This window comes from Xylocopilactobacillus apis (assembly GCF_033095965.1).
In the GTDB taxonomy this organism is placed as follows: domain Bacteria; phylum Bacillota; class Bacilli; order Lactobacillales; family Lactobacillaceae; genus Xylocopilactobacillus; species Xylocopilactobacillus apis.
Window position 1 is genome coordinate 258312 of the sequence record NZ_AP026801.1, and the last position, 16521, is coordinate 274832.

The window sequence follows — 16521 nt, forward strand, 5'->3', positions numbered from 1 at the left end:
ATTAAATTAACCTCCCTTAGGCATCAATCATTTTTTGATCGACATAAACTGCATTTTCTTCGATAAATTCACGACGAGGCTGAACTTTATCACCCATCAGCATATCGAAAGTATCTGATGCTTCCTGTCCATCATTTAAATTCATTCTTAGAAGACGACGTCGCTCAGGGTCCATTGTTGTATCCCAAAGCTGAGTTGCGTCCATTTCCCCCAAACCTTTGTAACGCTGAACTGCCGGTTTTGGAGAAGGGGATAATTGAGTCAAAACTTCTTGCAGTTCTTCATCGCTATCAATATAACGGCGATATTTACCTTGTCTTACTTGATACAGCGGCGGCTGAGCAAGATAGACATATCCTGCTTCAAGAACGGGTCGCATAAAACGATAGATCAATGTAAGTAAAAGAGTTCTAATATGAGCTCCGTCGACGTCGGCATCGGCCATGATAATAAGCTTATGATACCTTGCTTTTGAGAGATCAAAATCTTTACCAAAACCCGTCCCCATTGCTGTAAAAATGGTTCTAATTTCATCATTAGCTAAAATCTTTTCAAATGATGCTTTTTCAACGTTTAAAATTTTTCCACGAATTGGAAGAATTGCTTGGGTTAGACGACTTCGACCAGTTTTAGCAGAACCACCAGCCGAATCCCCCTCGACGATAAATAATTCAGATATCTCGGGGTCTTTACTAGAGTTGTCAGCCAATTTACCAGGAAGACTGGTAATTTCAAGACCAGTCTTTTTCCGTGTTGCTTCTCTAGCTTTCTTGGCAGCTTGACGAGCTTTGGCTGCAAGCATTCCTTTTTCGACAATCATCTTAGCTTCATCAGGATTTTCTAATAAGAAGCGGTTAAAACTAGAGGAGAAAGTTTTATCAACAATTGAACGAGTTTCTGAATTTCCAAGTTTAGTCTTAGTCTGACCTTCAAACTGCGGATCAGGATGTTTAACTGAGACTACAGCCGTCAATCCTTCACGAACATCGTCACCAGAAAGATTATCGTCATCTTCTTTTAACGTTTTGTTCTTACGGGCATAGTCGTTAATAACACGAGTGAGGGCAGTTTTAAACCCTTGCTCGTGAGTTCCGCCTTCATAGGTATGAATGTTATTAGCAAATGTTAAAAGGCTGTTGTGATAATCAGTAGTGTATTGCATTGCTACTTCAACAGTGATTCCATCTTGTTCACCTTCAACATAGATTGGGTCCTGAAAAATTGGAGTTTTACCTTTGTCTAGAAATTCGACGTAGCTTTTAATTCCACCGTCATATTTGTAAACAGTAGGCTTGGCATTCGCAATTCGTTGGTCAGTAAAAGCTAAAGTCAAGCCTTTGTTTAAGAATGCTAGTTCTCGAATTCTCGTGTTTAAAATTTTGTCATCGAATTCAGTAGTCTCGGTAAAAATTTTCGGATCAGGTGTAAAGTGAACTCTGGTGCCGTGTTCATGTTCTGGAGCATCACCAATAACTTTGATTTTTGATTTAACATGACCATGGTCAAAGTCCATGTAATACTTTTTGCCTTCTCTGACAACAGTAACGTCAAGGTTTGTAGAAAGGGCATTAACTACGGATGCACCAACCCCATGAAGACCACCGGACACTTTATAGCCGCCGTTACCAAATTTACCGCCGGCATGTAAGACAGTAAAAACTGTTTCGAGGGCAGACTTACCGTTTTTATCCATGGTATCAACTGGAATTCCACGTCCGTCATCAATTACTGTGACTGAACCGTCTTTTTCGACGGTAATGTCAATTTTAGTTGCAAAACCAGCAAGTGCTTCATCGATTCCGTTATCAATAATTTCCCAAACGAGGTGGTGAAGCCCTTGAGAACTTGTTGAACCAATGTACATTCCCGGACGTTTACGAACTGGTTCAAGTCCTTCGAGGATTTCAATCTCGTCACTATTATATTCGCGTGCTTTTTTTTCTTTTTCTGTTAGATTATCCATTTATCCCCCTAGTAGAAATTTCACCATCGTTGACCGCAATAATTAGGGGCGGCTCAATGATGGAGGTGTCAATATCATTGATTGAAGTGGTTGTAATAAAAATTTGAACCTCTTTTTCAAATGATTTAATAAGAAAAGTCTGACGACTTTGATCCAGCTCTGAAAAAATATCATCGAGAAGTAAAATTGGAGCTTCATGACGAATTTTCTTAATGATTTCAATTTCAGAAAGTTTAAGTGAAATTGAAACGGATCGTTTTTGACCTTGGGAGCCAAAGCTGGCAACATTAGTACCATTAATCATGAAACTTAGATCATCATGTTGGATTCCAGCCACTGTAACGCCTTGTCTTAACTCTCGTTCACGATGGCCTTTAAATATTGTTAAAAGCGCATCTGCTGCATCTTCTGGTGAATCGAGACTTTCACTGCGGACCTCGCTAAGGTAAATGATCTTTAGCTGTTCTTTTTCTTGCGTTAAGCGAAAATGTATATCACTTGCAGATTCTTCAAGTTCACCAATATTTTTATTACGAGCCCACGCAATGTATCCGCCAGATTTAGCTAAATCATTGTTCAAAACGTCTAGGTAAACCTCATCACTAGAACGTCCTTCACGCATCATCTTTAAATATTGATTTTTTTGTTTCAAAGTTCGCTGATAAATTCTCAGCTCATTAAGATACTTTGGACTAATGCTTGAAAGTTCTAAATCAAGATAATGACGCCTATATGCAGGAGTACCCTTAACAATATTAAGGTCTTCTGGCGAGAAAATGACAGTGTTAATCTGACCAATAAAATCACTCATTCGTGCTTGCTCTAATTGATTTAAATAAGCAATTTTACCGTGCTTTTTTATTTTTAGTCCAAGCTTGATTTTAGATTTGGTACTTCTGGTAAAAGTTCCTTCAACTAATGCCTCATTGGATCCGCTTTGAATTAATTCGCTGTCATGAGTAGTTCGAAAACTTTTGCCAAGAGATAATAAGTAAATTGCCTCTAGGAAATTTGTTTTTCCTTGGGCGTTATCACCAAGTAAAATATTGACGTTAGAAAGGTTTTCAATTGAAAGAGACTCATAATTTCGAAAGTGATCTAATTTTAATTCTTCAAGCTTCATCTTTATCGACAATTTTAAAATTATTATCACCGAAAGTCACAATATCACCACCGCGTAATTTACGTCCGCGCCGAGTTTCTCGCTCGTTATTGACTAAAACTTCGTATTCATCTAAGAAGCCTTTGGCTTGACCGCCAGTTGAAATAATTCCAACAATTTTTAGTAAATCCTGAAGTTTCATGTATTCGGACTTTAGTTTTACGTTTTCTACGCTCTCCACCTCCAGTCTATACTTTTCTATTTTACCACTTATTTGATTTAAATTGTAAAATTTATAGCTAAAATCAAAATATTTAGACAAGTCTATAAATATCATAGTCAAGCAATTAAATTCAAAAATAGTGCTTTTTTATCTAAAATTCAAAATTATCATTAATTTAGTGCATGTGCTAAAATATTAGGACGCTTTTTATATGATTAAAGGAGATTGTATGAATCAAACTTTAATAGAAGAAAAAAAATACTTAGCCTTTGTCATTTCTGAAATTGACAAGAAAGTTAAAATCTTTAAAGAAAAAGAAGAACAAGCTCACCGTGAAGGGAAAAATGCGGTCAAAAACTTTTTCGATGACTTTTCAGTCAACATGTCTGATTATTCTGAACAACTGGAAACAGCAGCGTCTATCCATCAACAGCAGCAGATTTTAATGGAAAAAAATAGCGCTTATCAGCGCTCTGCTCATGAACTTTTAACTTTACATAAGTTAAAAGGCAAACCATATTTTGGGCGAATTGATTTTGAAGAGACTGAAAAGATGGGTGTTGAGAAAATTTATATCGGCATGGCATCTTTTGTTGATACCAAAAATAAATATTTAATTTATGATTGGCGGGCTCCGATATCTTCAATTTATTATGATGGAAGATTAGGATCTGTTAGCTATGATACGCCGGATGGTACACAGGTCGTTGATTTAAAGCTCAAACGTCAGTTTTTAATTGATAATGGAGAACTGACTTCATATTTTGATACTAATGATGAAACAATTGGCGATCAGATGCTGCTGGAGGCTTTACAAGAAAAATCCAGTTCGCAGATGAAAACAATTGTTACTACAATTCAGCGTGAACAAAATGCAATTATTCGTGACACAACTTCAGATTTGCTTTTTGTTCAAGGAGCGGCAGGTTCGGGTAAGACTTCTGCGGTAATGCAGCGGATGGCTTATTTACTATATCGATATCGCGGGAACTTAAATTCTACTGAAATTGTCATGTTTTCACCTAATCAACTTTTCAATGATTATATTGGAAATGTTTTACCTGAGATGGGCGAAAGTAATATGGTTCAGTTCACGCTGGAAACTTTTGTCAGCCGTCGGATTCCAGGATTTGAAATTGTGAATGTCCTTGACAGCTGGGAAGGAAAATTTAATTCAGTAAGTCGAAAAATTGTTCACTTGTTAGGCTCAGATGATTTCTTTAACGCAATTGAGACCTATGCTGAAAAACTTAATCGTTCAGGTCTTAAAATTCGACCAATTATTTTTCAAGGAAAAGAATTAGTTTCCGCTGACAAAATTGCGGAGATCTTTTATCAATTCAATTCAAATTACAAATTAATTAACCGCTTGTCTGAGACCAAAAAACAAGTTTTAAATATTGTAAAATCAAGTTTAGGTCGTCAAAAACGGGCCAATTGGGTTAGTAACTTGATTGAAAATATGAGTGAAGAAGATATTCGGCGTGAAAATCCGCGGGGCAAAGAATTTGCGAGTTCCAAAGATGAATACAATTTTTATGCGTCGAAAATTATCGATCGAGAAGTTAAAAAGATCGAACGAAAAATTATCCATAATTACTTTTTAAATATAATGGCGCAATATAAAGACTTCTTATTAAGTGTGAAAAAAGATTTAGCTTTATTAGAGAAGTTTCATTTGAGCCCGGATGAATGGAAAGAATATCTACAGGAAGTTGGGAAACTTTTAAAAGAAAAGAAAATGACGATTAACGAGGCACTGCCTTTTATTCAGTTGTTCGATCTTTTGCTTGGACGTCATGGTGAACGAGACATTCGCTATGTTTTTGTAGATGAGATTCAAGATTATACGCCGTATCAAATTCGTTATCTGCAAAATAATTTTCCGAAAGCTCGATTTACTTTGTTAGGGGACATTAATCAAGAAATTTTCTCTTTTGGTGAGGGTAAATTTTTGATTGACGAAGTGAAGAAAATTTTTGCTGATAAGAAGGCAAAAGTTGTCTATCTTCCGACATCATATCGATCCACCAAACAAATTACTAATTTTACAAAAGAAATCTTACCTGAGAGTGATAAAATTAAAGCGTTTGAGCGAGAAGGTGCGTTACCGCAACTGTTTTTGGCAGCGAACGAAAAAAAGGCAGTTGATAAATTAGTAGCATTGTTAAACAAAGATACAGGTCAGAAGTATACAACTGCGGTAATTACCAAAACAGATTTAGAAGCAGAAAAACTATCGAAATCTTTGCAGCGGGCAGGCGTTGAGAATCTGTTGATTCGTTCATCACGCCAGCATCTAGCAGAAGAGGTAATGGTTATTCCATCTTATCTGGCAAAGGGATTGGAATTTGATTCAGTAATCGCTTATGATGTTAGCAAGAACACTTTTAATGAAGAATATGAACGAAATTTACTATATACAGTTTGTTCTAGGGCAATGCACGAGCTTAATATTATCGCAATTGGCGAAGTTTCGCCGTTGCTTGATAAAGTTTCAGGCGATCTATATCAATTGCAGAAAATCTAGGGAGTCAAAATAAAGATGAGTGATGCATTAACATACCATGAGTTAAATTTAAAATCTGTTTCTCAGATGAAAAATGTTCAGGGAAGAATTGATCCGGCTTTTTTAAAAGAAGATGTTGTCGATGAACTTGAAAGCCAAAGTGATTTTTTTGGCTTATTGTATTTGATTGGCTTAATGCAAAAGTTAAAAGTGACTAGTGACAAGAGCATGGATAACTTCTTTAAAGGAGCTTTTTACAAAAGAAAAACCCCGTTTTTGATAGGAGTTACAGGTGCGGTATCAGTAGGGAAAAGTACATTTTCCGAAAAAATCGCTGATAATCTTCATCAAATGAGCCCTAATATGAGATGCGAAGTGGTGTCGGTTGATGATTTTTTGTATCCCAATAAATATTTAGAAGATCACGATTTAATGAATAAAAAGGGATTTCCAGAAAGTTTCGATAATCAGGCGCTATGGGACTTCCTAGTTAATGCTGCAAGTTTCAATGAAAGTCAGGATATTCCGGTTTACGATCATCAGACTTATGATATTGTTCCAAATAAAAAGAGAAGAGTGCGTTCAGCCGATTTTGTGATTGTAGAAGGTATTAATATCTTACAGGTTAATCCGATAAATGAGCGGCCGTTCAGCGAAATGATGGATTTATCAATTTATCTTGAAGCAGAACATGACAACATTATCGATTGGTTTTTAAATCGGTTTAATCAATTTTTAGATACGGCTGATCCTGAAAGCTTCTATGAAGAATACGCAAAGATGGATCGAGAAAAAGCTAATTCGATTGCTAAAGAAACTTATGCAAACATCAATCAGCCCAACTTTGAACAATTTATCGAACCAACACGTGAGCGAGCAAAATTAATTGTTGAGTTTAAAGAAGATCATTCGATTGATCGAATCTTGATGCGAGATTATTAAAACTTCTGTTTTAAAAGCAGGAGTTTTTTTATTTTATAGCACAGTAAATATTTAATGATACAAAATCTTCTGGTTTAAATTATCATCTTAAGATATAATAAATTTAAATTTTTTAAGGAGGAATAATTAACTGTTTTGAAATTAACCGGTAATGAAGAAAAGATAATGCACATATTGTGGGATTCAAAAAAGCCTTTGTCTTCAAGAGAAATTTCTCAAATTAGCCCAAGTCTTAAAAAAACAGTCGTGCAAACGGTTCTAAGAAAACTTTCAGAAAAAAAGTTTGTTAAGGCAGTTGGCATTACTTATAGTGGGTCATCAATAACGAGAGAATTTAGACCAATAGTAACTGAAGAAGAATATTTTGCCTCTTTGATACCTCAAGACATACTAAATAGAGTAGTTTCTACCTTTATATCTTCCGAAAATGACGAGGAAGATATAGAAAACTTATATAAGATTATTAAAGATAAATACAACAGTCTTCACGATCTGAAGGAAGGAAAAGACGTGTGAGTTTTTCTTTTTCATCTCTTATAGTAACGATTATTTGGTCGACTTTATTAATATTAACTTTGAACTTTTTATTAACTAACGAGACTATTAGCAAAAAAATTAGAGCCGATGTTTTAGATCTTTTCAGTGTTGTCATTGTTTTAAGATTATTCTTACCGTTTGAATTCATTATTACTCACACTGTGGTCTCTACCAAAGTTCTTCCAGTAATATATAAGTTCAATGATACTACTAAGCTCTACGGACAAATTCTTGCGATTGCTTGGATTGTTGGATTTGGGATGAAGATGGTGAAACTTTTTTTTAGTTTTAAGCGCACAAAACGATTGATTGCCTTGTCAAATAAAATTAAAAAGAGCAGTTTAGATCAAAATGTGCAAAAAATAATTCCTGCAAGAACAAATTTATACTGTTTGCCGGAAATAAGGTATCCCTGTACGATAGGATCTTTCAAAACAAAAATAATAATTCCGACGTTAGAATTTTCAAAGAAAGATTTTAATTTTATTATTCAACACGAAATTTATCATATTAATAACTACGACAACCTAAAAAAAATGTTTGTTGAAGTTTTGGCCTGTATATACTGGTGGTTTCCGCCGGTTTACTTATATAGAAAACAAGTTAGTTTAATTAACGAACTTAAAGTTGACGCACAAATGACCAAAAACGTTTCGCCAAGTGAATATATATCTTATATGACTTGCTTGGCAGAAACATATAAGAAATTTAAAAATCGAAAAATCGAAAGAGGAAACCTTTTGACGTCTAATTTTGTGATTCGAGAGCAGAATCGGCTAAAAAATCGTTTAAAGTTTCTATCATATACGGAATCATCTCAAAAGATTTCACAAAACTTAAAGTTGCTCTTGTTAATTACATTTGTTGTTTCTTTATTGTTTGTTTTTGAACCATCATATCATGACGAAAGTAAAATCAAAGGAACTTTTAAATTAGAAGATGGACAAAACTATATATTAGAAATTAATAAAAAATATTACTTATATAGCAATGGAAAAAATCAGGGTGAAATAAAAAATTATAAAAATGTTTCAGAAACAAAAAAATTGCCAATTGTAAAAATAAAAAATAGATGATTTTAAAAATTTGATTGAAGGAGATATAAATGAAAAAAAAATAAAAAAAATTTTAATAACTATTATGATTTTTCAAGGATTCGTAACCACTACTTTTGTTGAGACAACTAATGTTGAAGCCTCTACAATAGCACCAAGGAGACCTGTAACTGAGTGGCGATATAAAGTTAAAAACGGCTATTTATACAAAAGGCTGTATGACACCACTAATCAACGTTGGATTGGGAAATGGAGACGGGCATAAACGACTTGTTTAAAGTACCAACAATTTAACACTATTTATTGGAATAATAAATTAAAGTAATTGGTACCGTTCTGTTTCAGCACTTATGTAATATTGCTGTTTGTAAAAAAATAACGATAAAAAATTTAAAATTTTAAACAAGTCTAATATTTATATTAAATCTATTTTGTGTTATATTAATAAACAAGATTAGTTATACCTTTATAAGCTAATCTTTAAAAATAATTGATGAAAGGTAATAATTATGTTAAAAAATTTAACTAAAAAAGAATCAGAAAAAATAATGGGTGGGAAAGCTCATAAGGTTGCCGGTAGATTGTGTTATTATGAATGTAAAAAAGGATTTAACACGCAACACAAAGTTGTTAATGGACAATTGTGGCATATGTGTGTGGGTCGAGTTTAACTTTTAATTTTTAATAACTATTTTTGAAATCTCCCTTTTTATAAATGGGAGATTTCGTATTTAGTTGTTAAGATTTGAACAAAAACATGTCTAAATTCATAAAATATATACAATTACAACTCAAAGTTTTATTTAAATCTAAAGATCAATTAATCATTTGTTTGATTACATTGTTATCGATTCTTTTTTTGTTTTTTTACAATAAACAAAAATCTATGGAAGAAATTCAGTTCAGAAAGGAACAGTATCCTTATTCAAAACAATCATTAGAGAAATTAGAAATTAAAGGTAAAGCCCCTAATTCAGAGGATACACTTCATAAGAATTTCATAGAACTTAAAGTAAATAGCAAGGCCTTTAATCGAGTTTATAATATTTCAAAAGAATTAAAGAATTTTGGAAGTACCTTTCTTTTAAAAGATGAATTAGATTCTCTAAAATATTATCAAAAAGATCCTCTTCAAAATTTAGCCAATAATCCTAATGATTTAAATGAAAGTATTACTTCATTTACTTCAAGTGGTGGAAAAATCCGACTATATCGAACTGGAAAAGAAAATTTGAATTCTAAGCTGATTAAAGAACGTTTAGAACCAGAAAGTGTTCGTTACGGTTGTAGCGGATCCTTATTTCTTATTTCTATTAGCAGATATATTAGTTCATTTATTGGGCTTTTTGTTGTGAGTTGGTGTGGAATCCGGAAAATATCGAATAAATATGAAGGAAATCAATATAAATTATTTAAAACCGGTTTCATTAGTAAACGAAAAATAATAATTGGTGATTATTTGGTTTTTTTGATCAATGTGCTTATTTTCTTGATCATGATCACCCTATTTTCTTTAATAATAACAACCTTATTTGGCTATAAATTTCGTGGAAATTATCCGATTATTACGCGAATAAAAAATGAGATAACTTTAATAACTGCTAACGAATATTTATTTAAGTTTTTTGCTATTTATTTTTTTGTTATATCAATTTTATTCTTTTTTTGTTATTTTTTTTCATTGCTTTTAAAAAGTGGTTTTGCAGGATCATTGATTGCAACTATTGTCTTGGCTGGTGGATTTTATACGGGGCAATTATTACCATTAAGTTCGTATAATCCTTTAATTTATACTCAACCAACAAAAAATTTAATTGGGAATGATTTACGAAAAATTGGGATTGACTTCACTTTTCAATATAAGGAGCAAGGGAACGATTTTGAATATGTTACGGGTGACGTTATTTTTGAAAATACTAGTTATTATCAAGGAGAGACATTAGGATATAAGCTTTCTTTGAATTTATCTTTTGAAAAAGCGATTGTTTCACTTATGGTTCTTTACTTGATTTTGCTAGTAATTAGCACAATATTGTAATTAAATACTGGTATAAATTTTTATGTTTTAATTTGGTTTATTATTGACATTAAGATTGTTTTGATTTAAATTATTTTTATAGAAATTATTTGATTTATTTTTTTAAAATCATTTGGTTTTTGAAATTATTTTTTGGAAAGGAAATATAATGGAAAAATTATCAGTTGAAAATTCAAAGACAATTGTTGGTGGGGAACACTATGTTCCACAATTTAAGTTATGGTGTAAATATAGACATTGCTCAAAAAAATACAAAGAGACACATTATAAAACAGGCAATAAGTTATATCATGTTTGTTCTATGGGTCCAAGATAATTTTTTTTTAAGGCTTCCAATTTTATTGGGAGCCTTAATTAATACTTTTAAAAGCAGGTACAAACTAAATGAAGTATTACCACAATATGCAAGTTCTAAATAACGACTGTGGGTTGGCAGTTTTAAAAACAGTGTTTGAGCAATTGGGGTTATTTAAACAGGCTGATAGTCTAAAGGTAGACTTGTCAGAGGAAGGCATTTCACTTTATGAAATGACAAAAATTTTAAGTTCCTTTGGGGTTGAATCTGATAGTTTTGAGGTATCAGATTTAGAGGAATTAAAAAAAGTCAAATTTCCTTGTATTGCGATGATTAACTCTAACGGATTAGCTCATTACGTTGTGTTACAGAAATATTTGAGCAGGAGCGATACTTTTATCGTGTCTAATCCCATTAAGCCTGATATTGAAAAAGTTACTTATAATGACTTAAAGTCTGAGTTTATCGGTTATTCAATTATTATAGAAGACGTAAAGCCAAAAGAAAAACAAAGCATTTCTCCAAAAAACAAAGTTTTAGAAGTATACAAATATGTTATAAGTAATATTTCTATTTCTTCTAAAATTGAGTTATCAATAATCTTATTTACACAATTTGCCTTACCCTTAATCTTTTATCAATTATTACAAGATCTTCTATCCACTGAATTTCAGAATTTAAATTCTTATAATCTTTCCCTTATAGTAATTTTCTATAGTTCTTTTTTTCTAACTACATATTTTACAGGGATACGTTATTCACAACTAAAATTAAAAATTGAAAATAATTTACAAAGTAAAATAATCAACGATTTCTATCACATGAACATGAATGATTTTCAGAAGAAAAATAATGTAAATAATCTTGTAGGTTATTTATCAACTGTTATTGATAGTACTTCAGGATTACTTGAAAAATTTTTCTTGTCGTTTGATTTATTTTTTTCGATTTTTTTGCTTTTACTGATGTTCCAGTTAAATTATTTCTTTCCATTAATCTTTATTTTTTTAACAGTAATTTACGTAATTTATTTAAAAAGTACTCTTAAAAACTTGATGAATTACAATAAAAATTTGTCATCTTCTTATAATGAATTATTATCAACATTTGAATCAAATGTATTGGGGTCAAATGACGTATTTGTTCATGATAAATCTGAAGATGCAGAAAATAAACTTAAATCTACTGAAATCCAATTTTTTAAAGCAAAGTATTTAAGTGAACTATTGAAGAACAAAATTGGAACAATTTCATCAATAATTTCTTTTATGATGATTGTTATGATTTTAGTTGTGACGTATTTAGCTTTAGTTTATCGAAATGAAATTCTTTACCCTCTTTCTTCTGGTCTGTATGTTTTCTTTATAGTAATTTCGCTTTTAGAGCGTATGTCCGATAGCTACTTATCTTATAAAACTAGTTTGATTAATATCGATTATGTACAATCAATTAAGAATTTTATTCAAGAAGATACAAAAAAAGAAGAAATTCAATTATTAAACGTCAAAAAAGATCAAAAGTTGATCTTTTCAAATATTAGTTATATTTACGATGGTATGGAAGATTTTGTATTTGAAAATTTTTCACTTTCACTTTCTCCTGGAGAAATAAATGTTCTAAAAGGAGAGAATGGGGTAGGGAAAACAACATTCGCCAAAATAATTTTAGGATTATTGACTCCAAAAAATGGGGATATTTATATCGGTAAAACCAAATTAAAGTCTTTGGATAAAACCAATATAATTTCCGAGGTGAGTTACTATACACCTAATCAATATCTTTTTTATGGAACATCTAGTAGCAACGCTAAAATGAAAATTTTTGATAATCAGTATATGGATAGTTACAAGTCAATTTTTCAAGATAAAGTATCTGATAATATTATTCTTTACAATAACGGAATTAATGTATCACAAGGGCAAAGACAAAAACTTTTATTAGATAGATGTTTTTCTAAACAAGCTTCAATTTATATACTAGACGAACCTACCGGTAATTTAGACCAAACTGCTAAACAGGATTTGATTAATAAAATTGTGGATTTGAAAATACAAAATAAATTAATATTGGTTATAACACATGATGAAGATATTATCTCAATTGCTGATAAGGTTTTAAAAATGAGGAAAAAAAATGATGATGTCGAATAGACTTAAAACTGTTATGTACGGCTTGTTGATGTTAACTTTTGGATCTTTTTTTATTTTTGTTTATTTAAATTCAGCGCATTCTGAAAATAGTAATTTAGAGAAGGAACAATATGCGAATGTTGTATCTAATTTTGACTTTGTTTCATCTCAAGAGGTAAAAAATCGTCAAAAAAAGAAGGGTAGTTTTGTGGTTTTTTTTGGGTCTAAAGATTGTGGCCCTTGTTTGGAAGCGGCTCCCAGTGTCTTAAAAAATGCCAAATTTTATTCATTAATCGATAAAATATATTACGTGAATATAAATGACTCTACTTTCTTTAAAGATGCGAACGAATATTATGGGATAACTGGTACTCCTACCATTATGGTTTTTAAAAAAGGTAAGGTTGTAAGCAGAATAACAGGTAGTTCTGAAAAAATAGATGATATTGTTAAGGGCGCTTTTGCGCTTATAAAATAGGAAATTATTTCAGTTATGAAGAGAAAAAATATATTATTAATTGCTTTGGCGGTATTAGTTGTATTCGTAGGATTTTGGTTGTTACGAAACAAATTCGATAGTTCTTCGAAAGAGTCGATAGAAGAAACTTATCCAGCTGTCTATGATAATTTAAATTCGATTACCGTAGATAAGTTTAAAAAAATGGTAAAAAACAAGAAAGAATTTATAGTATATGTGGGACGGCCCAATTGTCCTGATTGTTCTTTTTTCGAAAATGACTTTTTGAAGTTTTTAAAAAGAAATAAATTTAAGGATAGCATTTTGTATTTAAATGTTTCTCAAGTACATGAGAAAAAAAATGAATGGAATACTTTTAAAAAGAAATATGACATAAAATATACTCCAACATTAGCTAAGTACAAGGGCGGAAAGTTAACAGAAAAAAATGAATGGACACCTGAAAAAGGATTGCAAATGCAATCAGTAAAGAAATGGGTTAAGAAAAATGTTAGTGTTGAATAATTTTTGTTAGGTATATATTATGAACTATCTTAAAACTCAATTAAAAGTCGTAATGCGTTCCAAGGCACATCTGATCATCTTGATTCTGATTTTATTATCACTTTTCTTTCTGTTTTTTTATAATACGCAAAAATCAAAAGAGGAAGCAAAATATGAACAAGATTTTTTTAAAACTTCCATGAAGAAATATGGAACTTTAACAATAAATGATGAGAGAGTTCATTCTGATCAGATCTTACATCTCAATTTCTTAGATATGAAAATTAATAGTGAGGTTCCCAGGAGGCATTATCAAATAACACAAGCCTTAAAAAATCACGATTATCCTTTTTTGTTTAGTGATGAACTAGAAAGTTTGAAGATTTATCAAAAAGATTTTGAAAGGGCCTACCAAAAATTTCACCGTGGTGGAGAGGGGGTATTTGAGGATAAACGTTTCCAAACAAGTGATGGTGATATCGATAATTACCTCAAAGGAAAGAAAAAAGTTAACCATCGGTTGTTGCGTGAACATTTAAAACCAGAAAGCACGCGTTATGGCACTAGCGGTTCGTTATTTATTATTTCGGTACTCAATTATCTAATATCGTTTATTGGAATTGCGGTTATCACTTGGTATTCCATTCGTTCAGTTGGCAAAAAGTATGAAGGTAATCAGCACCGGTGGTTTGAGACGACGCCGATTGCTAAATGGAAGATTGTTTTAAGTGATTATTTGTCTTTTATTATCAATTGTATCGAATTTTTGCTTGTAACGTTGTTTTTGAGCGTTTTGGTTACGACTTTATGCGGACAAAAGTTTCGTGGTAATTATCCAATTTTGATTCGTACAACTGAACGACTTTCGTTGATCCCTGCCCAATCGTACATAGTGCTACTTCTTATAATGTGTCTTTTAGTTTTGTCAGTTGTATTTTTTATTAGTTATTTCTTGGTAAAAGTTACTAAAAATAATTTTCTTAGTGTTTTGATGAGTACTTTATTATTGATCATTGGATTTGGTTTTGCAGGTATAACTCCCGTCGGTTCGTATAATCCGTTTTTGTATTTACAACCTTCTCAAGTCTTGAGCGGTCGTAGTACGGATAAAATTAACTATGAAATAGTCGGAATTACTGAGGGGTACGACGACGATTATGAATATTTTTATCGTGACTTTGTCTTTGAAAATCCTAAATACTACCAAGGAGAAAGTCTCGAGCATAAATTTAAACGTCGAGGAGTTCAGTTGGGTATGGAGATGAAGAAAGGAATTATCTCATTGTCTAGTTTGATTGTTTTGCTTTTTGGAATTAGCATTTTGCCGCTGAGGATCCGCAGATGAACTATCTTAAAACTCAACTAAAAGTCGTAATGCGTTCTAAGGAACATTTGATCATTTTGATTTTGATTTTATTTTCGGTCCTTTTTTATTTTTCTACAATTCTCAAAAAGCAAAAGAAGAAGCGAAATATGAACGAGATTTGTTTTCAACTTCCATGAAGGAATATGAAACTTTAACGGTCAATGATGAGGGAGTTTATTCTGATCAGGTTTTACATGTAAATTTCACTAATACAAAAACTAATAGTGAGATTACCGGTAGGCATTATCAAATAACGCAAGCCTTAAAAAATCAAAATTATCCTTATTTATTTAATGATGAATTAGAAAGTTTGAAGATTTACCGTAGAGATTCTGAGCGTTCGATTCGACTTTTACACTCCGACGGGAAGTTAACAGCCGATGATGTTCATTTCAAAGCCGCTGGCGGGAAGATTGATCTTTATCTTCAGGGCAAGGAAAAAGTTAACCAGCGGTTGCTGCGTGAACATTTAAAACCAGAAAGTACTCGTTATGGCACCAGCGGTTCGCTATTTATTATTTCAGTACTTAATTATCTAACATCATTTATTGGAATTGCGGTTGTAACTTGGTATGCCATTCGCGCTGTTGGTAAGAAGTATGAAGGAAATCAGTATCATTGGTTTGAGACGACACCAATTGCTAAATGGAAGTTGGTTCTGGGAGATTATTTGACCTTTATCATCAATTGTATCGTCTTCTTGCTTGTAACGCTGTTTTTGAGCGTTTTGGTCACAACGATAATGGGAGAAAAATTTCGCGGTAACTATCCAATTTTGATTCGAATAAAAGAGCGGCTTTCGTTGATATCTGCCCAATCATACATCGGGCGAATTCTTATAATGGATCTTTTAGTTCTGTCAGTCATCTTTTTTATTAGTTATTTCTTGGTAAAAATCCTTAAAAATAATTTTCTGAGTGTTTTGATGAGTACTTTATTATTGAGCATTGGATTTGGTTTTGCAGATATTGCTCCCGTCAGTTCATATAATCCGTTATTGTATTTACAACCTTCTCAAGTCTTGAGTGGTCTTACTAGGGATAAAATCGACGATGATTCAGTTGGAGTTATTGATGGAGTGGACGATAAATATGAATATTTTTTTCGTGATTTTGTCTTTGAAAATATTGATTACTACCAGGGAGAAAGTCTCGAGTATAAATTTAAACGTCGAGGAGTTCAGTTGGGTCTGGATACGAAAAAAGGAATTATCTCGTTATCTAGTTTGGTCGTTTTGCTTTTTGGAATTAGCATTTTGCCGCTGAGGAGACGCCGATGAACTATCTTAAAACTCAACTAAAAGTCGTAATGCGTTCCAAGGAACATCTGACCATCTTAATTCTGATTTTATTGTCGCTGCTTTTTTTGTTTTCATATAACACGCAAAAATCGCAAGAAAAA

The 16521-nt window shown here is 32.0% G+C and carries 13 protein-coding genes; 10 read left to right on the plus strand and 3 right to left on the minus strand.

Annotation, left to right across the window (positions count from 1 at the left end; translation table 11 throughout):
• Positions 1-16: 16 nt before the first annotated feature.
• The 3 genes from gyrB to yaaA are packed head-to-tail and all read right to left on the minus strand — an operon-like array spanning position 17 to position 3402.
• Positions 17-1963, minus strand: coding sequence for a DNA topoisomerase (ATP-hydrolyzing) subunit B (gyrB, locus tag R8749_RS01115; RefSeq protein ID WP_317697167.1), 1947 nt, complete (start codon positions 1961-1963; stop codon positions 17-19).
• Entirely contained in the window at positions 1956-3098 is a 1143-nt protein-coding gene (gene recF / locus R8749_RS01120) for a DNA replication/repair protein RecF (protein WP_317697169.1), read from the minus strand. Before recF ends, gyrB begins: the two co-directional genes overlap by 8 nt.
• Positions 3076-3402 (minus strand): S4 domain-containing protein YaaA, encoded by a 327-nt coding sequence (gene yaaA, locus R8749_RS01125; RefSeq protein ID WP_425613236.1) that lies wholly within the window; start codon positions 3400-3402, stop codon positions 3076-3078. Before yaaA ends, recF begins: the two co-directional genes overlap by 23 nt.
• A 97-nt stretch (positions 3403-3499) precedes the next feature.
• On the opposite strand from yaaA, the gene helD reads away from it, so the two are divergent.
• The 10 genes from helD to R8749_RS01175 all read left to right on the plus strand — a co-directional run bounded on the left by helD (position 3500) and on the right by R8749_RS01175 (position 16399).
• Positions 3500-5818, plus strand: a complete 2319-nt coding sequence (gene helD / locus R8749_RS01130; RefSeq protein WP_317697172.1) for an RNA polymerase recycling motor HelD — start codon at positions 3500-3502, stop codon at positions 5816-5818.
• Between the two features lie 15 nt (positions 5819-5833).
• Positions 5834-6739: a type I pantothenate kinase gene (gene coaA / locus R8749_RS01135; RefSeq protein WP_317697174.1), complete on the plus strand. Its 906-nt coding sequence runs from the start codon at positions 5834-5836 to the stop codon at positions 6737-6739.
• Positions 6740-6874: 135 nt separating this feature from the next.
• Positions 6875-7255, plus strand: a complete 381-nt coding sequence (locus R8749_RS01140; RefSeq protein ID WP_317697176.1) for a BlaI/MecI/CopY family transcriptional regulator — start codon at positions 6875-6877, stop codon at positions 7253-7255.
• Positions 7252-8352, plus strand: coding sequence for a M56 family metallopeptidase (locus tag R8749_RS01145; RefSeq protein ID WP_317697177.1), 1101 nt, complete (start codon positions 7252-7254; stop codon positions 8350-8352). The genes R8749_RS01140 and R8749_RS01145 overlap by 4 nt, the downstream gene beginning before the upstream one ends.
• Before the next feature lie 736 nt (positions 8353-9088).
• A complete protein-coding gene (locus R8749_RS01150; RefSeq protein ID WP_317697178.1) occupies positions 9089-10369 on the plus strand; it encodes a hypothetical protein in 1281 nt (426 codons plus the stop codon).
• Positions 10370-10771: 402 nt separating this feature from the next.
• Positions 10772-12814 carry an ATP-binding cassette domain-containing protein gene (locus R8749_RS01155; protein WP_317698569.1) on the plus strand — a complete coding sequence of 681 codons (2043 nt, stop codon included), beginning with the start codon at positions 10772-10774 and terminating at the stop codon, positions 12812-12814.
• A 28-nt stretch (positions 12815-12842) separates the two neighbouring features.
• Positions 12843-13271, plus strand: coding sequence for a thioredoxin family protein (locus R8749_RS01160; RefSeq protein ID WP_317697179.1), 429 nt, complete (start codon positions 12843-12845; stop codon positions 13269-13271).
• A 15-nt stretch (positions 13272-13286) separates the two neighbouring features.
• Entirely contained in the window at positions 13287-13775 is a 489-nt protein-coding gene (locus tag R8749_RS01165) for a DUF6568 family protein (protein WP_317697181.1), read from the plus strand.
• A gap of 19 nt (positions 13776-13794) precedes the next feature.
• The gene (locus tag R8749_RS01170; protein ID WP_317697182.1) at positions 13795-15099 is read left to right on the plus strand and encodes an ABC transporter permease subunit; all 1305 of its coding nucleotides are present in this window, start codon (positions 13795-13797) and stop codon (positions 15097-15099) included.
• A gap of 154 nt (positions 15100-15253) precedes the next feature.
• Positions 15254-16399 (plus strand): hypothetical protein, encoded by a 1146-nt coding sequence (locus tag R8749_RS01175; RefSeq protein ID WP_317697183.1) that lies wholly within the window; start codon positions 15254-15256, stop codon positions 16397-16399.
• Positions 16400-16521 lie beyond the last annotated feature (122 nt).